General features: G+C 43.8%; 18 protein-coding genes. 11 read left to right on the top strand and 7 right to left on the bottom strand.

The features are described from left to right. Positions 1-8: 8 nt before the first annotated feature. The 3 genes from Cabys_RS00995 to Cabys_RS00985 form a co-directional block, all read right to left on the bottom strand. Positions 9-887, bottom strand: coding sequence for an AAA family ATPase (locus Cabys_RS00995; protein WP_006927366.1), 879 nt, complete (start codon positions 885-887; stop codon positions 9-11). A gap of 28 nt (positions 888-915) precedes the next feature. Next, the gene (locus Cabys_RS00990; RefSeq protein WP_006927367.1) at positions 916-1,107 is read right to left on the bottom strand and encodes a hypothetical protein; all 192 of its coding nucleotides are present in this window, start codon (positions 1,105-1,107) and stop codon (positions 916-918) included. Positions 1,108-1,186: 79 nt separating this feature from the next. After that, entirely contained in the window at positions 1,187-3,010 is a 1,824-nt protein-coding gene (locus Cabys_RS00985; RefSeq protein WP_071961247.1) for a Mu transposase C-terminal domain-containing protein, read from the bottom strand. A gap of 116 nt (positions 3,011-3,126) precedes the next feature. Here Cabys_RS00985 and Cabys_RS00980 point away from each other — a divergent pair, with 116 nt between their 5' ends. Further along, entirely contained in the window at positions 3,127-4,713 is a 1,587-nt protein-coding gene (locus Cabys_RS00980) for an IS1182 family transposase (RefSeq protein ID WP_006929930.1), read from the top strand. Positions 4,714-5,154: 441 nt separating this feature from the next. Here the strand turns inward: Cabys_RS00980 and Cabys_RS00975 are convergent, their stop codons facing one another. Then, entirely contained in the window at positions 5,155-5,622 is a 468-nt protein-coding gene (locus Cabys_RS00975) for a phage regulatory CII family protein (protein ID WP_006927369.1), read from the bottom strand. A gap of 65 nt (positions 5,623-5,687) precedes the next feature. Beyond that, the gene (locus Cabys_RS19605) at positions 5,688-5,858 is read right to left on the bottom strand and encodes a helix-turn-helix domain-containing protein (RefSeq protein ID WP_006927370.1); all 171 of its coding nucleotides are present in this window, start codon (positions 5,856-5,858) and stop codon (positions 5,688-5,690) included. Between the two features lie 101 nt (positions 5,859-5,959). On the opposite strand from Cabys_RS19605, the gene Cabys_RS00970 reads away from it, so the two are divergent. After that, positions 5,960-6,412: a helix-turn-helix domain-containing protein gene (locus Cabys_RS00970; RefSeq protein ID WP_006927372.1), complete on the top strand. Its 453-nt coding sequence runs from the start codon at positions 5,960-5,962 to the stop codon at positions 6,410-6,412. 1,148 nt (positions 6,413-7,560) lie between these two features. Here the strand turns inward: Cabys_RS00970 and Cabys_RS00965 are convergent. After that, positions 7,561-8,628: an IS110 family RNA-guided transposase gene (locus Cabys_RS00965; RefSeq protein ID WP_071961246.1), complete on the bottom strand. Its 1,068-nt coding sequence runs from the start codon at positions 8,626-8,628 to the stop codon at positions 7,561-7,563. Positions 8,629-9,229: 601 nt separating this feature from the next. Here Cabys_RS00965 and Cabys_RS00960 point away from each other — a divergent pair. The 3 genes from Cabys_RS00960 to Cabys_RS00950 all read left to right on the top strand — a co-directional run bounded on the left by Cabys_RS00960 (position 9,230) and on the right by Cabys_RS00950 (position 12,197). After that, positions 9,230-10,579, top strand: coding sequence for an alpha/beta hydrolase (locus Cabys_RS00960; RefSeq protein ID WP_006927374.1), 1,350 nt, complete (start codon positions 9,230-9,232; stop codon positions 10,577-10,579). Between the two features lie 121 nt (positions 10,580-10,700). Next, positions 10,701-11,402: a DNA/RNA nuclease SfsA gene (gene sfsA, locus Cabys_RS00955; RefSeq protein WP_006927375.1), complete on the top strand. Its 702-nt coding sequence runs from the start codon at positions 10,701-10,703 to the stop codon at positions 11,400-11,402. A 3-nt stretch (positions 11,403-11,405) separates the two neighbouring features. Then, positions 11,406-12,197, top strand: coding sequence for an RNA methyltransferase (locus Cabys_RS00950; protein WP_006927377.1), 792 nt, complete (start codon positions 11,406-11,408; stop codon positions 12,195-12,197). A 787-nt stretch (positions 12,198-12,984) separates the two neighbouring features. Here Cabys_RS00950 and Cabys_RS00945 read toward each other — a convergent pair. Then, the gene (locus Cabys_RS00945; RefSeq protein ID WP_006927379.1) at positions 12,985-13,443 is read right to left on the bottom strand and encodes a single-stranded DNA-binding protein; all 459 of its coding nucleotides are present in this window, start codon (positions 13,441-13,443) and stop codon (positions 12,985-12,987) included. 376 nt (positions 13,444-13,819) lie between these two features. On the opposite strand from Cabys_RS00945, the gene tsaE reads away from it, so the two are divergent. The 6 genes from tsaE to guaA are packed head-to-tail and all read left to right on the top strand — an operon-like array spanning position 13,820 to position 18,624. Continuing rightward, positions 13,820-14,248 carry a tRNA (adenosine(37)-N6)-threonylcarbamoyltransferase complex ATPase subunit type 1 TsaE gene (tsaE, locus tag Cabys_RS00940; RefSeq protein ID WP_006927380.1) on the top strand — a complete coding sequence of 143 codons (429 nt, stop codon included), beginning with the start codon at positions 13,820-13,822 and terminating at the stop codon, positions 14,246-14,248. Between the two features lie 2 nt (positions 14,249-14,250). Further along, positions 14,251-14,943: a tRNA (adenosine(37)-N6)-threonylcarbamoyltransferase complex dimerization subunit type 1 TsaB gene (tsaB, locus tag Cabys_RS00935; RefSeq protein WP_006927381.1), complete on the top strand. Its 693-nt coding sequence runs from the start codon at positions 14,251-14,253 to the stop codon at positions 14,941-14,943. Beyond that, positions 14,940-15,386, top strand: a complete 447-nt coding sequence (rimI, locus tag Cabys_RS00930; RefSeq protein ID WP_006927382.1) for a ribosomal protein S18-alanine N-acetyltransferase — start codon at positions 14,940-14,942, stop codon at positions 15,384-15,386. The genes tsaB and rimI overlap by 4 nt, the downstream gene beginning before the upstream one ends. 59 nt (positions 15,387-15,445) lie before the next feature. Beyond that, on the top strand, positions 15,446-16,297 hold the full coding sequence (accD, locus tag Cabys_RS00925; RefSeq protein WP_006927383.1) for an acetyl-CoA carboxylase, carboxyltransferase subunit beta: 852 nt from the start codon (positions 15,446-15,448) through the stop codon (positions 16,295-16,297). 9 nt (positions 16,298-16,306) lie between these two features. Then, complete coding sequence (gene surE / locus Cabys_RS00920; protein WP_006927385.1) at positions 16,307-17,077, top strand: 5'/3'-nucleotidase SurE; 771 nt, start codon at positions 16,307-16,309, stop codon at positions 17,075-17,077. Then, positions 17,056-18,624 carry a glutamine-hydrolyzing GMP synthase gene (guaA, locus tag Cabys_RS00915; protein WP_006927386.1) on the top strand — a complete coding sequence of 523 codons (1,569 nt, stop codon included), beginning with the start codon at positions 17,056-17,058 and terminating at the stop codon, positions 18,622-18,624. The genes surE and guaA overlap by 22 nt, the downstream gene beginning before the upstream one ends. Positions 18,625-18,632: the final 8 nt, after the last annotated feature.

Here is an 18,632-nt window from a genome sequence, read left to right as displayed (position 1 = left end):
TACCCCTCCTAAATGATCAGCGTTTCCGCCGCCCTTTGCACCATACTTTTACTGACCTGGTTGTGGTTCAACTCAGCAATCCGCGCCGTCCGCAAAATCAATTTGGTAAGCGTCCGAACGCTGCCCTGGCATTGTTTATAAAATTCCTGCCATATCCCGTTGCTCTCCGGAAATACCGCCATCGTAAACGCCTGAACGTCAACCGCGCTAACCGCCTGCAATTTTGTGGCTATCCCTACCCGACTGTAAAGCTGCGCGTAATCGCCGCGCTTGCCCCGCAGGTTGGTCAAAAGCCTGGGCATGCCAACCAGCAAAATGCCGATCCCCGCCTTGTCGTAAACGCGCCGCAAAAGCTCCAGCGCCCGGTAAGGCAAATGTTCCGCCTCATCCACAATAATCAACCGTCCGCTGTCTTTTAGCTTTTCCACCACATCCGTAAACATATCATGGATTAACCCCTCGCCGTCGTAGCCAACCGCCTTGTGCAGTTCCCGGAACAATACGCGCGTTGTATAACCTAAATCCGCCTCTACTAAAATCACGTCCGGATTCTGCCGCGCATATTCCTTAACAGCCGTGGTCTTGCCCGTGCCCGCTTCGCCGATTACAAGACCTATTTCGCCGTCAATGTGGCAAAAACGCGCCGTTTCAAATACCTTTTGCGCATTGCTCGTTAACACAAACGGAAACAGCTTTTTGGGCGTTTGTAGGCGCTCTTGTTCCCGTTTTAAAAACGCCTTAACCGCTTCGTTAATGCGCTTTACATCGCCCTTATACTTGCCGTCCAGCCACTGGCTTAGCGCCGCGCCGCTAATGCCCAGCGCCCGCGCCACATGGCTCTGGCTCCAGCCCCGCGCTTCCATCAAGCGCTTAAGTTCTTCTCTCATCTTACGCCTCCTTTTTGTAACTCAAACTTTAGTTTGAGTGAATCAGCATTTTCGATAAAAACAACTTTACTTTCTCTAAGCGTTGATCAACATATCGCGACCGATACCAGGCTTTAACAATAGCAACAAACCAATATCGGCTAACCGCTTCCGCGCCGTTCACATAGGCATAACTCAATGTTTCATTCTTGCCCTTAACATTAAATACACTCACCCGCATCTTTACCCCCTTAAATTTTTGAAATTCGTAACTCGTAATTCGTAATTTTTAATTGTCAATTATCCACTTTTTTTCTCATCTAAATCACTTTTTTTTTCGTCTTTAATCTTTCATCTTTCATCTTTAATCTTTCTTCTTCCCAGGCCTTCCGCTCAAACTCCCAAACAAAAATCGGTTCTTCCGGCTCCGCCTCTTTCTCTTTTTCCGCCGCCGCCACCAACTGCCCAATAACCGTCTGCCCATCCTCTTTAATCTTTCCTCTTTCATCTTTAATCTTTAATCTTTCATCTTTAATCTTATCCCCAACGCCCGCATTCAACAAAACCTCGCCCACCTGCGCCGTCTCTTTCTTTAACCGCGCCTGCGCTTCTAACTGCCTGCGCAAAAGCGCTTTATCCGCCTCCGTGCCCAATATCGCCGCCGCCGGATGCACGCGCTCCGGTAAAGTCGCCTCGCAAATAAATTCGCCCGTGGGCTCAAAAACCAATATCTTTTCCGGATACATCCAATCGTATTTAATTACCACAGCTTCGCGCCGCCCGTAAAGCGCTTCGTTCCAGTAAAATCGATTGTTAAACCGGATGCCGTTGCGTTGAATGGTGGTCCGCCGTTCTTCCATCATCAAAAAATGCAGCTTTTCAAAATCAATCAGGCGGCTTTCATAATCCGGCAGGGCTTTTAGTTTTTTGGCGCTCTCTTCAAAAACCTGCAAAGGCGAATATCCCTTAAAATACCCGTCCTGATGCGGCCGTTGCGCGTATTCTAAAATCCACTCGTACAAATAATGGTAAACCGCAGCCAGCTCCGGCGCCTGCCCGCCGGTTAACGCCTTATAAGCGTTCACGTGCGCCTTTTCATTGCGCAAAAGCCGCGCCGGTTTATTCTCAATATTGTTGCCGATGTAAGTGGTCAATCGCCGCTCAAATTCGCCAAACGCGCCAAAAAATCGTTCCACCGTTTTGCTCTGTCCGTGGTAAGCTTTGGCGATAATCGTTTTTATCCCTAACCGTTCGTATAAACCTTTTAGCCCCGTTTGCTCAAAATCGTGAACGCCCGTAAAATATTGCCCCCTAAAAGCCCGCCCGTTATCGATGTAAACCGCCCGAGGAATAAATCCCTTATCTTCGCCCAGCAATTTGCCCATAAGCAATATAGACCGCCGCAGCGCTCCGCTTATCGCCATCGTGTTTTCCGTGGGCATAATTTCAAACCCCATCGGCAAGCCGCATTTCATATCGTAAAAAACAATTAATTGCATCCTCTTTGTCTTGCCCGTAAACGGATTAATGATTTCAAAATTCAAAACATGACCGTCCGCCACAAAAATGTCACCCACTTCAATTTTGGAATAATCGCGCATTACAAACGGCGCCAGCTCGTCGTTAAGCTTTTTCCCGCCATAGCGCGTAAAGGTGTAAATGGGTAAATTTTCCGCAATCCATTTGCGCCCATAGCGGTAAAACGTAATATCGCTTTGCGCAAATGCAATGCCTTTAAGGCGCATCTCTTCTTTTGCTAAGCGAATGGCTTCTTTTAAGGGCGGTTTATTAGGGCTTAAAATGTGGCTTATCAAAATAGCGCTTTGTTCCGCGCTAATAGAACTCTGGCTGGGCGATTTGTACCGGTCTTCTAAAGCGTCCGGTATTTTACCACCGGCCTCCCACTGTTTGCGCCACCGCTCGATAGTTGCATAACTAACCGGCCCTAAAATATTGTAAACCTGATCAAAATAGCGCTTTTCATTATAAAGCTTTAAAAACGTCTCTTTGGCTTGTTTAATCTTCCCCCGTCCAAACCCGGCGCAATATTTAGCGTAAGCGCTCAACAAATCGTGCCGCGCCAGCGCCTTCCTGCTCACCGTCATTCTGAGTTCCGATTTATCGGGACGAAGAATCCCTTCCATCCCCCCTGTCATTCTGATCCCGCCCCCGGAGGCTGTTGCAAATTCAGTTTGAGTAAAATTCAAAAAATTTGTAAATTCTGGGCGACAGATAAAACAAGTAATAACAAAGGAATTCCATGAGTTTTATTACTTATAATCGCTCACAAATGAATCTCTTTGGCTATAGTGTGGAAGATTTTGCCAGAGACGATCCAAAGAGTCGATTTGTAGTGGAGTTGGTTTCGCGCCTTGATTTAAGTGCACTTTATTCCCGTTATAGTTCACAAGGCGGTGATTCTTATGCCCCAGACATGATGCTTGCCTTATGGTTTTATGCTTATAGTAACGGCATTACCAGCACCCGTAAGCTGGAGGAATTGTGTAAATATGATACGCGCTACATTTATATCACTGGGAATCAGCATCCGGATCATAGTACATTAAGTCGTTTTCGCAAGGCACATTTGGATTTATTAGACCAATATTTTGTAGAGATACTTTTAATTGCCCAGGCCGAAGGCATAAGTAGTTTCAACCAGATAGCCATAGATGGCACGAAAATCAAAGCGCACAGCAGTAAGCGTCATGGCTACACTGAGGATCAATTAGACAAACGTATAGAGAAGTTAAGAGCAGAGATCAAGCAATACATGCAGCGCTGTAATTTTGTAGAACAGGGGGCCACGGATGAATTAGATTTAGAAACTCTTCGAGCGGAGAAAGAACGGCTTGAGCGCTTAGAGAAAGAGATATTAGAACGTAAAGCCCAATTGAAAGAGCGTAAGAAACAGCTCAAATCAGAACATCGTTCAAGACATCAAATAAATGTAAAAGAGCCGGATGCCCGCATGATGCCTTCGGTGGATGGGCCGGGTTATAACGCACAATTAGGCGTAGATATGTCGAGTCATTTAATTGTAGCCCATGAAGTGGTAAGCCAGCCCAACGACCAGGGTCAATTCATACCGATCCAAGAACAAGTAGAGAAGAATCTTGGTTCAGATGATAAGCGATCTTACACAGCCGATTCCGGTTATCACAATAGCGCAGACCTAAAAGAATTGGAAGAAAAGCAGATCGATGCCGTAATAGCCGATCCCCAGTTATCCAATCGTTCGATAAAGGAGACACCGACCTCCAAGGAAGAATTGCAAAAAGAAGAAAGAAAACTAAAACGAAGTGATTTTGTGTATCATGAACAGGGAGATTACTATGAATGTCCGGCGGGTAAGAAGCTTTTTCCAGTTGAGAGGAATAGCGAACGGATCGTATATCGTTCCAATGATTGTCAGGACTGTCCCTTAATTAATTTATGCATTTCCAGTAAAAAGAAAGTTAAGCAAATCCATCGTTCAGTTAATGAGAGTTATTGCGAACGTATGGCGAAAAAGTTACAAACTTCAGCGGCGCAGGAACGACTAAAGAAGCGTTCGGTGACAGTTGAACCTGTTTTTGGTAATTTGAAGCATAATTTAGGCTATCGTGGATTTTCCTTATCTGGTCTTAATAATGTTCGTAGTGAATTTACGTTAATGTGTATTGGGCATAATATTAATGTTCTATTTAAAAATATGTTAGGGAAACGTTTAGCAGCGTTTATAAAAGCATCACAAGAAAAAGATGATCTATTAATTTTATTTTCAAAGAATATTTTGGCATTTTTAATTCTATATTTTGCCCAACGTTTAAGAATGAGAAAAAATTATCAATATCGGAGAATATAAACATTAATTCCTCCCCCCCCCCCATGCAACAGCCTCCCCCGGCGGGAGAAGAATCCTTTTCATCTTTAATCTTTAATCTTTCATCTTTAATCTTCACTTCCCAATACCGCGCCTGCGCCTCCACCGGCAAGCTGCTAAGCGCAATTAAGTATTTTTCGCCTTTTCGCCCTCTACTCGGCACTGTCTTTATGACATATTTTCCGGCTTTACAATTTTTTCTAATAGCACGTTCTGTTATTCCTAATAGGTTCCTAATTTCTGCTATTTCAAGCCAAATCTCAGAACATGACAATTTATTGTTTTTATTACTATTTAGTGAATTAGGAACCTGCCCCTTAGAAGTTCCTAAAAAGTTCCTAATTCCAAGTTCCGAATTAGGAACCAATTCCTCGTTACCGGTTCCCAATTTTTCAGTCTCTTTTTGTCTTCTTCGCTGGCTTTTCATAGGTCAAGCTCCAATTGCCCTTTAGCCTTTTTATGGCAATAGCGTTCGGCCCGCGCGCTTTGCTCCAAAACCTCGTTTAAAGCCGCCGTGGCCTTTTCATAATTCTTAAAGGTAGGTTCGCTTAAAAACAGCTTTAAGGCGTGCGTCGCCCTGGTCGCCGCGTGCTGGTAGTCGTCCACCAGGTCAATCTCATCGCCCTTAAAGCCTTTAAAGCGCGGTTCCCGCACCAGAATAAAGCCGCACAAGCGCGCTAAATGCTTTAATATTTTATAATTCCGTGTTGTTTTCATCAGCGGCACAAGGTATTCTAAAGGGAACTTTACCCCGCTGCCGTCTAAGGGCATGCCCGCCCGGTAAAGGTAATTGGCGCTAATGCCCATCTCGTCTGAAATCTGTTCCACCGGCTTTTTCCCGCGGTGGATCGTTTCATATAGTAAATTTTTAATGGTGGTGTAATGGCTCATTAAAAACCCCTGCCGGTTTTTTAATTGCTTTGCCTTTTATTTATCTTTAAAATAAAAAAAGGGCTTTACGCGGCTTTACCGCGTAATTCCCGGTTAATCAGTTCTTTGATAGCCTTTTCATACTTTTCGCTGCTCCGTTTGCCGGTTAGCAGCATGTGCACGTAGGCGGGCGTAATGCCCAGCTTCCGCGCAATTTCGGATTGGTTGACCATTTTAGGATTTTTAAGGATTGGCATAACGTCGTCCTTTTTATTTTAAAATTATTGTTATTGTTTTTTAACTAATATAATTCGTAATTGCGAAATTGTCAAGTATTATTTCGCATAAAAGTATTTTTATGGTTGATAGGTTAAACATATTAATTAAAAAATTAGGGCTTGCTAAGAAGGATTTTGCTAAATCAATTAATGTTAGCCCTGGTAATTTAAGTGATTGGCTTAAAGGTAAATCTGAACCATCATCTAAAGCATTAATACGTATATGCGAAATATATAATGTTAATCTTAATTGGCTTCTCACCGGCCAGGGTAATATGTTCCTGCAGCCGTCTCCGCCGCCTACCGTAAATGAGCACGCCCAGGCGTACCAAGCAAAAGAGCAGGAAATAGAGCGCTTAAAGCAAGAAATAACCAACTTAAAAGCAGAGCTAAAAAAAATGGATCAGGAAGAAGAAAAGGATAAAGCTCACTTGCAAGCTCTTCAGGCTAAAATTAGAGAACTTGAGCTTGAGAATAGAGAGCTTATTGGTCAAATAAAAATCCTTAAAGAATTGCTTTTAAAGAAGGCTTAAACATCATTTTTAACCATGATTAAACGCCCGTGGAACGGCTTTTTAAATTTCTCAAACCAAGTGAAATTTCTGTGTATTTATTTAAAAATTCGGCTAAATTTCTCAAACTTAATTTTTATGGATAAAAACAAATATTTTAATAACTTAAATATATTTTCTCATTTCTCAAACTAATTGAAAAATAACAATTTCACGAATGTACACGAATATATTTTATGTAATTTAAATAAAAACAATTATCATATTTAAATGAAGTTCGATAATAATTCCTTTTTAGAGTGGACTCATTTATAATTTAATGAAAAAATATTTGTGTTAATTCTAAGGCAGCACAGCCGCAACCAAAATCAACCGCAACTTACGCAAAGTAATTTTCTCGCAGATTAGCCAATAATCGCAGAAAATGATTAAACAAATTATTTCAAGCAACCAGAGAAGTCACAAAGGGCGCAATGAATATTTTAAATTAAATTACCCTTGCTCGCTCGATCCTCACTCCCACACTAAAGATCAGGAATGAACGTACTTGTAAGGGCGAAGGATTTCCAACCCTACTTTATCCAGAGCGCTTTTTTGATATGACTAAAGATTAATGCTTACCATCGCTGAATTGTTCTTGGAAATCCTTCGCCCCTACATTAACGGTGGCAGGAATTCACCACATTTTCAGAAACAGGTTTGAAATGACAGGCTAACTATTCAACCATTCAACTAATCAACTGTTATGTTAAAAGTCAAATAAAAATCGATTTTTTTTCAATTTTGGACAGAGGCATCCCTTCTTATTTTCTTCATCATAAAAAATTTACTCCAAATTTTCTTTAATTAGACTTCTGCAAAATTACTTTATTTGTCATTCTGAGCGAAGCGAAGAATCTCATAAGTTAAATAGAAACGATGGATTCTTCGTCGCTTCGCTCCTTAGAATGAGAGACACAGGTTAATTTTGCAGAAGCCTATCTTTAATAATAAAATATCCGATCAAACTGTTATTAGTGGTCTTTATCATGTTATGTAAAGCCACAAGGTGTTTGTTATTGGTGATAAATGCGCAGCCGCAGTCTATAAAAAGCAATTTACACTTTCTGCAACTGCAGGTTGAACAAAGCGGTCTGCGCGAAACGAGATCGGTTTTTTTTAAAACTTTTCTATATCATTCTCCCTATTTGATATTCTTTTTGATTAATCCAGACACTACGCATTCTGTTTAATAGTTTTCTGGCTATTTTGATGATCGCTTTCTGCTTTGGCATTCTTTTAATGTAGCTCATGTAACTTGAGGTTAAAGCCGGATCATTTTTTATAGCTACCCAGGCTGATTCAATAATTCTGAATTTTAAAAGTTTATTCTGACGATGATTAAGCCCTCGAACTCGAGTTCTATTACCTGACGATTTAAGAGATGGAATTAAGCCCACATAGGAAGCTAACTTATTCTCATTATCAAAACGATGAATGTCCATTATTTCCGCATAAAAGGTAAAGGCCGTTATTAATCCAATACCTGGAATAGTACGTAATCGTTTAATCACTTGATGGTCAGCATAATTTTTTTTGATTAACTTTAAAGTAGCTAAAAGCTCTTTTCTTTTGGCTTTCATGTTTTTGATTAACTGATCCAAGTAATAACGATCTCCTTCATTCTCTAATTCCAGTTTTTCTAACCAATTAATTAATCGATTAGACCATCGACTCCCAACTTCAAAAGGAATCTCAATTCCCAGGTAATTTAAAAATGATTTTATCCGGAGTCTAATTTTCTTATTCTCATTACTTTGTAGTGCGTACAGTCTTGATATTTGGCGCGTGGCGCTTTGTTTAGGAGTAGGCACAAAAATTGCCTTGAGTGAGTTGTTTTCTAATTCCCTTGCAAGCTTACGCGAATCAATAGCATCATCTTTGTAACTTTTTTCTTTATTGCTAATAGGTACATCGCCAGGACTGACCACTATGTTTTTGATGCCTAATTCCGTCAGTTGGTGGTGAAGCCAATATCCACTAAATCCGGCTTCATAAACGGAGAAATAATGTCCTCCCTGATAATTTTTTTTCAAAAACTTTTGGAGTTGTTTGGCGTTTGGCTCCATGGTAAAGGTTTTCAACTGCATGCCGTTTAACCTAATTGTGATTGTCCAACTTTTTTTATGGACATCAATCCCAATAAAAAAAACTTGTCCGTCAAACCTTAACTTATTACTTTGTTGTGATTGCTTCATTTTGGCATCCTTTCTTGGTTAATTTAACGTTAAAAAAAATTTCAACTTAAAATAAGAAAGGATGCCTTTTTTTGAAACGACCACCGTTACAGCTTTTTTTCCTTTTCTGGCTTTAATTAATTAACTTTTACTTTTTTGAACTTGTCAAGGGCTACCTTGATTAAGCGGCTTTTTTCTGCCCCTTGACAAGTTCAAAAAAGTAAATATCTTCTTTAAAAGCCAGAAAAGGAAAACTCGACATCTGCACACCTCAGGTAATGCTGACTTTTAAACATAACACCTATTCAACCAATCCATGGACGGGGGATGAGTTTTAAAAGCAGCACAAAAATTTTCAAATCCCGCCCGGGCGGGGCTAGATATTTCAGAGGAAGTATCCTAAAACGTGACCGGTGAAAACAAATTACGAATCATGCATTACCTGTTACGATTTGGCTCCCTCTGTGACCTTGTTTCGCGAACTTGGTTTGTGAATCCACTTTTCCTCCTTTTTACACAACTGTCTTTTCATTTTTTGAATAAAAATCAGCTAAGGCGATATTTAAAGTAGATATTGTTTTTTACGGAAGAATTTTACATCTTTATTCAGAAAGGAGGAACGATGCACAAACTTATTTTCGCCTTAATCGTCTGGTTAATGGTTGGCGCAGGCGTACAGGCTCAAAAAGTCGAACCGAGCGATGAATGGCAAAAGCCCATCGCCCTGGCCGCCCAATTTATTGATTTGCTGGAACAGGCGCAATTCGATAGCGCGGTCGGCTACATGGACGCCAACATGAGCAAAGCCCTGCCGGCAGAAAAACTGCGGGCCATGTGGCAGTCGCTGCAGCAGCAGATGGGCAACTTTAAGGCGCGCTCCGGCGTGCGCACCGAAACGGTTCAGGTTTATCGGGTGGTTTACGTCACCTGCGAGTTCGAGAAAGGCAAACTGGACGCCAAAGTGGTCTTCGATCAGCAAAACAAAATTGGCGGTCTGTTTTTCGTTCCCCATCAGCAGGCGCAGGGCTGGCAGCCGCCCGATTATGTGGATACACATGCATTTACGGAGATCGACACATTAAAAATCCCTACCACCTGGCAATTGCCGGCCAGTTTAAGTTTACCCAACGGTCCGGGACCTTTCCCGGCCGTTGTTCTGGTGCATGGCTCTGGCCCTAACGATCGCGACGAAACCATAGGCCCCAACAAGCCTTTCCGTGATCTGGCCTGGGGGCTGGCCACAAGGGGAATCGCCGTGCTGCGCTACGAAAAACGTACGCGCATCTATCCCAACATTGTAGATTCGCTGCACGGCCAGTTTACGCTCATCGAAGAGACCGTGGAAGACGCCCTTGCCGGTGTTTCCTTTTTACGGGACATCGTCGAAATCGATCCGGAAAAGATCATTGTGCTCGGTCACAGTCTGGGGGGCTACGCCATTCCGCGCATTGCGCGTTATTATCCGCGGCTCGCAGGCTTGATCATCATGGCAGGCTCGGCCCGACCGTTGCCGGATCTTTTGCAAGAGCAGTACCGTTACATCTTTAATCTTGACGGACAAATTACAGCGGAGGAACAAGTTAAATTGCAGGAACTGGATTCGCTGATCGCTCTAATCCGCAATGAAAACTTTTTGAAAAAAGCAGACCCCACGCAATTGATTCTCGGCGCGCCGCCGGCCTACTGGTTAGACCTGATGCAGTACGATCCGTTAAAAATGATTGAACGATTACGCAAGCCCATTCTGGTTTTGCAGGGTGGAAGGGATTACCAGGTAACCAAACGGGACTTTGATTTGTGGAAAAAACACCTCAAACACAATCCAAAGGCAACCTTTAAATATTACTACCAGTTGAACCATTTGTTCATGTCTGGCGAAGGCATGGCAACGCCGCAGGAATATGAAAAGCCGGGGCATGTTGACAAACAGGTCATTGAAGATATTGCCACCTGGATTAAAAGTCATTTTTAATATCTACAAAATGAAAGGCGTAAAGCAATCCGCTTTTAATTGGTCGTTACTCATCTCTTATTTTGGCTAATTGCCGCAAAATCCTTAAATTCCACACTTTAAATTAATGCGAGAACGAAACATGAAATTCGAACAACCGCTGATTGCCGGGAAATTGCTACGCCGTTACAAACGATTTCTGGCCGATATCGAACTCAAAGACGGAACGGTGGTCACCGCGCATTGCCCCAATTCGGGCAGCATGAAAACCTGCGATCGGCCAGGCTGGGAGGTACGTCTTAGCGAATCAAACAATCCTAAGCGCAAACTCAAATACACCTGGGAGATGGTGCACAACGGCAGGTGCTGGATTGGCATTAACACCATTTTAGCTAACAAAGTCGCCGTGGAGGGCGTAAAGGAAGGCGTCATTAAGGAGCTGCAGGGCTACACGGAATGGCGTACGGAAGTTAAATACGGACAGAACAGTCGCGTCGATTTGTGGCTGGCTAAAGACGGCCAGCAATGTTTTGTGGAAATCAAGAACGTGACCCTGGTGGAAGAGGACGGATACTATTACTTTCCGGATGCCGTTACCACGCGCGGCCAAAAACATTTAAACGAACTGGCGGAAATGGTCAAAAACGGCCACCGCGCCGTCATGCTTTTTCTGCTTCAACGGAACGATGGCAGCATTTTTAAACCGGCCGATCACATCGATCCGCAATACGGCCGCCTGCTGCGCGAAGTTTACCAAAAGGGCGTGGAAATCCTGCCATATTTGGCCGACGTTTCGCCCACGGAGATAAAAGTCACGCAAAAAATAGATTTTGAACTGGAGTAAAAGATGACCTTGCGCATTCCTTTGAACGAAAAGTTTAAAATCATTCGCCAAAACCTGCATTTTATTCTGGTTGAGCCGGAGTCGCCGGGCAATGTAGGCTCTGTGGCTCGCGCTCTTAAAACCATGGGCTTCGAAAAGTTGATTCTGGTTAATCCATGCGATTTAAACAACGACGAGGTCAAAATGATGGCCCATCGCTCCCTAGATATTGTACACAATGCGGCCATCTTTCCGGACTTTGAACAATCCATTAAGGACATGCGGTTGACGGTGGCAACCACCATGCGCAAACGGCATTTTAAATTCCCCTTTTTCTCTCCGGAACAGATTGCGGAACGCTTGTTGACGGCCGCCATGCAGCATCCTGTAGCCATTGTTTTTGGCCGGGAAAGTAGCGGTTTAACCAACGAAGAAATTTTAAAATGCCAGCTGCATTCCACCATTCCAACGGCAACACAAAATCCGGCATTAAATCTTTCCCAGGCGGTGATGATTTACGCTTACACCTTTTTCCAGCAAGTACAAAAAACAGACCTGCATTACGAGTATGAACTGGCCTCACAGTATGAACTGGAAAAGTTTTACGAGCATCTGGCGCAGGCCATTGACCTGGTGCAATTTGTGCCGCGCGACGGCATCGATAACTTTGTAACACGTTTCCGGCGCTTAATCGGCCGCTCCATGGCCGAACAACGTGATGTGCGCCTGCTGCATAAATTGTTGCAAATTTTTGAAACGCGCATTAAAGACCTTGAAAAAGAGAGCGGCAATAAACCAAAACGCAAAATCTATTAGATATCTATTATTGCATCACGTCCGGCAGGCGATCTTTGTAAGGTATGGCATCTTTCTTTCAACCAAGGCAGCGAAGCTACCACCAAAAACATTTCCGTAGAGATTAATGCAACCAGAGAGGTTACAAAATGGGCAAAGAATGTTTTAAATTGAAAATAGTTTTTTGTTCACCATAATTGCCCTCCCCCCTGATTTATTATAGTCAAATATTTTAATAATTGTAGAGGGTGTGGATATGTGGATAACTCATTTTCTACACACCTAACTCCTTTCTTTTTAATATGTTAATTATTGTGGATAACTTTTTCATCTATTTTTTGAGATATTTTACCTTGTTCTACCCTGATATTCGAGAGTCTGTATTTTAACAGCTCTTATCTTACTTAATCAGAACTAAGGTAAATAAAATATGACGGGAAGCCTTTTTTGCCCTCTTATTATCGAAGGTCATACTATTGTATGCCTTTATTGTGGGGATATGAAGGTCTTCCCGCCATATCTCAAATTGTTGCTTTTAGGCTGCTCTCCCAGACTAAAAGTCTGGCAGAGGGGGAAGTTTAGCATGGCAGCTTATTTCCAACGTTAATGGAGATTTCCCTGCTGACCATTAACCCATAAAGTTGAATTTGTTAGGGCAGCCCGCCGCCCTTACACTCTTATACTCTTACACTCTTAAACTATTACCACCATTCAACCATTTTGGCGGTACAGATATTTTGCGGAAAGTATTTCAAAAAAAGGCACCTCCTATGCCTTGTACTTCTCCGCAGAAAGGAGGACGTTTTATTTAGAACGGCAAATCTTCTTCATCCTTAGGCGCGCTGTCAACAGGCGGCTCTTCAACGGTGTTGTTGGGAGCGGCAGCCTGAGAAGCGGTGTCATTAACAATGGGTTCGGCGCTTTCTTCCGGTTTGGGGCCTAACAATTGAATGGAGTTGGCAATAATTTCGGTACGATAATGTTTTACATTGTTTTGATCTTCCCAGGAGCGTGTTTGCAAACGACCTTCCACGTACAGCAATCGACCCTTTTTGATGTATTGACCGGCAAAATCGGCCAGCGTGCCAAAGGCGCTGATGTTGTGCCATTCGGTGTTTTCCTGCCAGTTTCCATCTGCATCTTTTGAACGGAAATTGGTTGCCAGAGAAAAACTGGCTACCGAAGCGCCGCTGGGCGTGTACCGTAGCTCGGCGTCTCGACCGACCCGACCTACTAAAATAACTTTGTTGACTGTTCCACGCGACATATTTTCCTCCTTTCAAATAAAAGAATGCAAGAGATAGTTTGATTTAACAGGATGAAATAAGATAAGAAAAAACATTTTCAAAATAAAGAAAAAAAATAAAAATCGATGCTTTTTTTACAAAGATTTTTACAGAAAAAGGAACCAAGAGAAGCACAGCCACAAAACGCGCAAAGTAGGCCATGAAAATATAAGCACATTTGAGTAATGCGTAGCTTTTCGCATTCCGCCATGCGCGGGATACATCTATTACAAGAAGTATGTCAAACAGAATTATCAAACATGTTACTACAACCTTTTTAAAAATTGAAAATCTTGTTTTTTTGGCCGTTTACCGTTAATTTGATAGAACTTTTTCATTAAAAAAAGAGGAACAGGATTGAAGCGATTTGTAGCCAAAAGCGAACAGGATACCATAGAAGTGGCCCGCTATTTAACGCAAATTTTAAAGCCCAATGACGTCGTTTTGCTGGAAGGCGATCTGGGCAGTGGTAAGACGTTTTTAGTGAAAGCCTTTTGTCGGTTGATTAATACCGTAGATTCGGCCTCCAGCCCGTCGTTTCCCATCATACACCACTACCAGGGGCCGCAGCCGGTGAATCATTTTGATTTTTACCGCCTACACAATGAAAGCGAACTGGATCAACTGGGCTGGGAAGAGATGCTAAGTCAGGGGGCCATTACGTTTATCGAATGGCCGCAGTTAATAGAAAATCACTTACAGCGTTTTTACAAAATTTGCATTCGGTTCGAAGGCGAGCATCGCGTATTTGAATTAACGGAAGTAAACAGATTGGATCGGGATTAACAATGATTTTAGCTATTGAAACGTCGGATATTGTTTGTAGCGTTGCCCTCTGGGATGCCGAAAAAAAACAAACCATTCTGGAATCTAACCTGGAGCTGCCCATGCAGCACGCCACTTTATTGGCTTCGGTGGTGGAAAATGCGCTGCGCTTTGTTGAACAGACGATTTCAGAAAATTTGGGTTTTGAGAAAAAGATTGAACTGGTTGCGGTTTCGGTGGGGCCGGGTTCTTTTACCGGGTTGCGCATCGGTCTGAGCTTTGCGCAGGGATTTTGTTTTGCCAACCGACTGCCCATTGTAGGCATCTCTAACCATCAGGTGCTGGCCAAACAGGTACGGCGACCGCGCGAACAGTTGTACACCATGATTGACGCCCGGCGCGAAGAGGTGTATCTGGCAAAGCTGGAATTTTCGCCGGAAGGCTATCCGGAAATCGTGGAGCACGATATCGTTTTGCGTCAAAGATTGCCCGAAGTTTTGCAATCTGGCGCCGTGCTGGTAAAACCGTTTTTCCACGAGCTGGACGCCGAAATTTTACAAAAGCTTAAATTAAAGGGCGTAACCGTTCATTACAAAGGCGAATATCTGGCGCGCTTGATCGCCAATTTGGGCCACGCCAAGTTCAAAAAATACGGCGCCGACGATCTGAAAAAAATTGAGCCTCTGTACATCAGACCTTTTGCCGGAGTGCAATGAATCTGAAGATTCGTGAAATGAGGATTCAGGACCTGGCCACCATTGTCGAATTGGAACGCCAGATATTTATCGACGCCTGGAGCGAAGAGAGTTTTGTCAGCGAAATTGTGAGCAATGATTATTCCTTTCCGCTGGTAATGGAAATAAACGGACAGATTGTCGGCTATGCGGTGATCTGGCGTTATGCCGACGAGATGCACATTGCCAACTTCGCCATTCATCCAGAATTTCGTCAGCGGGGGCTGGGAAAACAATTCATGCGTTACGTTCTAAAAGAGTTTGGCGATGCGCGTTTTGCTTTTCTGGAAGTGCGTCGAACAAACGAAGCGGCCATCAGGCTCTACCAATCGTTTGGTTTTCGCACCATGCAAATACGTAAAAAATACTATCGGGACGGAGAAGACGCGCTGGTGATGGTTAAAGATTTGAGAAATAATAAATAATAATGTACATTTAACGCACATTATTTAATTCAACAAAACTTACAATTGAGGTTTTGACTATGGATTGGTTTAAAAGAAAAAAACAGACCTTAACGCCCGGAGCAAAAAAAGAATTGCCGGACGGCTTGTGGGTTAAATGCGATAATTGCGGCGAAATCATTTACAAAAAAGAGCTGGAAAAGAAACTGTACGTGTGCCCCAAGTGCGATTACCATTTTCGCATCGGGAGCAAAGATTACATCGCCATTTTGTTTAATGAGGGCACGTTTGAGGAATTTAACGCGCATCTTATGAGCGACGATCCTTTACAATTTACCGACTCAAAACCTTATATCGAAAAGTACAGGGCCACTGTTAAAAAGACCGGCATGAACGAAGCCGTTGTAACGGGCACAGGGAAGCTGGAACAGCACGATGTGGTGGCGGCCATCATGGATTTTAAATTTTTAGGCGGCAGCATGGGCTCGGTTGTAGGAGAGAAAGTGGCGCGGGCCATTGACCGGTCGCTGGAATTAAAACAACCGCTACTAATACTCTCCTCTTCCGGCGGAGCGCGTATGCACGAAGGCATTTTTAGTTTGATGCAAATGGCTAAAACCAGCGCCAAATTAGCGCTCCTGGCCGAAAACAAGATTCCCTATATTTCCATTTTAACCAATCCGACCACAGGCGGTACGACCGCCAGTTATGCCATGTTAGGCGATATTATTCTGGCCGAGCCGGGAGCCTTAATAGGTTTTGCCGGACCGCGCGTCATCAAGCAAACCATCGGCCAGGACCTGCCGCCGGGGTTTCAGCGTTCCGAGTTCGTTATGGAGCATGGTTTTCTGGATTTGATCGTACACCGCCATCAATTAAAACAGAGAATTGCGAGGATCCTTGATTTTTTCGCGCATCAAAATCCACATTAATTAAACAACATGAAAAAACCGTTAATCTTAGTTACCAACGATGATGGTATTTACGCTCCCGGAATTTACAGCCTGAAAAAGGCGCTGGAAGGGGCGGGCGATCTTTATGTGGTTGCTCCGCTGGTTGAAAAGAGCGCTGTCGGTCACGCCATCACCCTTTCCGATCCTTTGCGCGTAACGGAAATTGAGCGCGATAACGATTTTTTCGGTTACGCGGTTAACGGCACGCCGGCCGACTGTGTTAAACTGGGCTGTAAGTGTATTCTGCCGCGCAAGCCCGATCTGGTCATCAGCGGCATTAATCAGGGACCCAATACCGCCACCAATGTGATTTATTCGGGAACGGTGTCTGCCGCGGCCGAAGCGGCCATCATGGGCATTCCCGCAATTGCCGTTTCCATTGCCTCCTTTACCAGGCAGGAATTTTCCTTTGCCGCCAGGTTTTCCAGAAAGCTGGCCGGCATGGTGCTGGAGCGCGGGCTTCCGGAGCGTACGGTGCTAAACGTAAATGTGCCTGCGGTGCCCGAAGAAGAGATAGAAGAGATCGTAATCACACGTCAGGGTAAAGGACGCTACGAAGAAGCCTTCGATAAACGAATAGACCCCAATAATCGCGTGTATTACTGGCTAACCGGCAAACGGATGATTCTGGACAACGGAAATGATGTGGATGACCTGGTTGTGATGCAAAACAAGGTTTCGATCACGCCAATTCAGTATGATTTAACCAATTATTCTTTTTTAGAGGAACTTAAGAAATGGAACATCAAAATGGACTAACAGCAAACTTTCCGCACGAAACCATCATCATCTTTGACTTTGGCTCCCAATACACCCAGCTTATTGCACGCCGCATTCGCGAGTTCGGCGTTTACTGCGAAATTCATCCCTACAACGTTGATAAAACTTTTTTGAAAGATAAAAATATTAAAGGTTTGATATTTTCAGGAGGGCCTTCTTCGGTTTACGAAAAGGATGCGCCAAAAATTGAAAGCCAATTGTTGGAATTGGGGCTGCCTGTTCTGGGCATTTGTTACGGTTTACAATTGATTACCTATCTGGCCGGCGGCGAAGTTTCTGGCGCAGAAAAAAAAGAATACGGTTTGGCCGAGCTAAAACTGCTTGGCCGCAGCCCATTGTTTAAAGATGTTCCGGATTTAAGTCCGGTCTGGATGAGTCACGGAGATAAAGTGTTGAAGTTAGGGCGCGCTTTTGAAGTAATTGGCCAGACAGACAACTCTCCTTACGCGGCCATTGCCCATAAAAGCAAGCCCCTGTTTGGTTTGCAATTCCATCCGGAGGTGCAGCACACACGCTACGGCCGGCAAATTCTAAAAAATTTTGTGTTTGAGGTTTGCGGTTGCGCCGGCGACTGGACCACGCAGTCTTTTATCAAAGAGAGCCTGGAAACCATTAAAAACAAAGTGGGCAATAAACGCGTTTTATGCGGCTTGAGCGGCGGGGTCGATTCCAGTGTGGCGGCCGTGCTCATTCATAAAGCCATTGGCGATCAATTGCACTGCGTATTTGTGGATACCGGCCTGCTGCGCTACCGTGAAGCGGAAGAGGTGGAAACCGTTTTTCGCAAACACTTTAAAATCAATCTAACCGTCGTCGATGCCCGGGAAAGATTTTTGAATCGGTTGAAGGGCGTTGTGGATCCGGAAGAAAAAAGGAAAATCATCGGCGAAGAATTTATCCGCGTGTTTGAAGAAGAAGCCAAAAAATTGGGCAAATTTCATTTTTTAGCGCAGGGTACGCTGTATCCGGATGTGATTGAAAGCGTTTCTTTTAAAGGCCCTTCGGCTACCATAAAATCTCATCACAATGTGGGCGGTTTACCGGATACGTTCGACTTTGAGCTTTTGGAACCTTTGCGCGAACTGTTTAAAGACGAAGTGCGTCAGGTGGGGCGGGAGCTTGGCATCCCCGATCTGATCATTGAACGCCATCCCTTTCCGGGGCCCGGCCTGGCCGTCCGAATTTTGGGTGAAGTTACGCCAGAACGTGTCGAGTTATTACAAAAGGCCGATGCCATTTATATTGAAGAACTAAACACCTTTAAAATATACAATGCCATCTGGCAGGCTTTTGCCGTATTGCTGCCCGTGCGTACAGTTGGTGTGATGGGCGATCAAAGAACGTATGATCATGTTATTGCCTTGCGCGCCGTTACCAGCAGCGACGGGATGACCGCCGACTGGTATCGGATGCCTTATGAGGCGCTGGCAAAAATATCTAACCGAATAATTAATGAGGTTGCGGGGGTTAATCGAGTGGTGTACGATATTAGCTCAAAACCGCCGGCAACCATTGAATGGGAATAACGTTGAGG

This window comes from Caldithrix abyssi DSM 13497, from assembly GCF_001886815.1.
GTDB lineage: Bacteria > Calditrichota > Calditrichia > Calditrichales > Calditrichaceae > Caldithrix > Caldithrix abyssi.
This window is presented reverse-complemented; position numbering and strand designations above follow the sequence as displayed.

Excerpts from the sequence above, each read along its gene's own strand:
- tsaB (WP_006927381.1), top strand. The coding sequence starts at position 14,251 with ATGATTTTAGCTATTGAAACGTCGGATATTGTTTGTAGCGTTGCCCTC.
- accD (WP_006927383.1), top strand. The coding sequence starts at position 15,446 with ATGGATTGGTTTAAAAGAAAAAAACAGACCTTAACGCCCGGAGCAAAA.
- Cabys_RS00995 (WP_006927366.1), bottom strand. The coding sequence starts at position 887 with ATGAGAGAAGAACTTAAGCGCTTGATGGAAGCGCGGGGCTGGAGCCAG.
- Cabys_RS00970 (WP_006927372.1), top strand. The coding sequence starts at position 5,960 with ATGGTTGATAGGTTAAACATATTAATTAAAAAATTAGGGCTTGCTAAG.
- Cabys_RS00990 (WP_006927367.1), bottom strand. The coding sequence starts at position 1,107 with ATGCGGGTGAGTGTATTTAATGTTAAGGGCAAGAATGAAACATTGAGT.
- surE (WP_006927385.1), top strand. The coding sequence starts at position 16,307 with ATGAAAAAACCGTTAATCTTAGTTACCAACGATGATGGTATTTACGCT.
- Cabys_RS00985 (WP_071961247.1), bottom strand. The coding sequence starts at position 3,010 with ATGGAAGGGATTCTTCGTCCCGATAAATCGGAACTCAGAATGACGGTG.
- Cabys_RS00965 (WP_071961246.1), bottom strand. The coding sequence starts at position 8,628 with ATGAAGCAATCACAACAAAGTAATAAGTTAAGGTTTGACGGACAAGTT.
- Cabys_RS00945 (WP_006927379.1), bottom strand. The coding sequence starts at position 13,443 with ATGTCGCGTGGAACAGTCAACAAAGTTATTTTAGTAGGTCGGGTCGGT.
- guaA (WP_006927386.1), top strand. The coding sequence starts at position 17,056 with ATGGAACATCAAAATGGACTAACAGCAAACTTTCCGCACGAAACCATC.
- Cabys_RS00975 (WP_006927369.1), bottom strand. The coding sequence starts at position 5,622 with ATGAGCCATTACACCACCATTAAAAATTTACTATATGAAACGATCCAC.
- Cabys_RS00960 (WP_006927374.1), top strand. The coding sequence starts at position 9,230 with ATGCACAAACTTATTTTCGCCTTAATCGTCTGGTTAATGGTTGGCGCA.
- Cabys_RS00950 (WP_006927377.1), top strand. The coding sequence starts at position 11,406 with ATGACCTTGCGCATTCCTTTGAACGAAAAGTTTAAAATCATTCGCCAA.
- sfsA (WP_006927375.1), top strand. The coding sequence starts at position 10,701 with ATGAAATTCGAACAACCGCTGATTGCCGGGAAATTGCTACGCCGTTAC.
- Cabys_RS00980 (WP_006929930.1), top strand. The coding sequence starts at position 3,127 with ATGAGTTTTATTACTTATAATCGCTCACAAATGAATCTCTTTGGCTAT.
- Cabys_RS19605 (WP_006927370.1), bottom strand. The coding sequence starts at position 5,858 with ATGCCAATCCTTAAAAATCCTAAAATGGTCAACCAATCCGAAATTGCG.
- rimI (WP_006927382.1), top strand. The coding sequence starts at position 14,940 with ATGAATCTGAAGATTCGTGAAATGAGGATTCAGGACCTGGCCACCATT.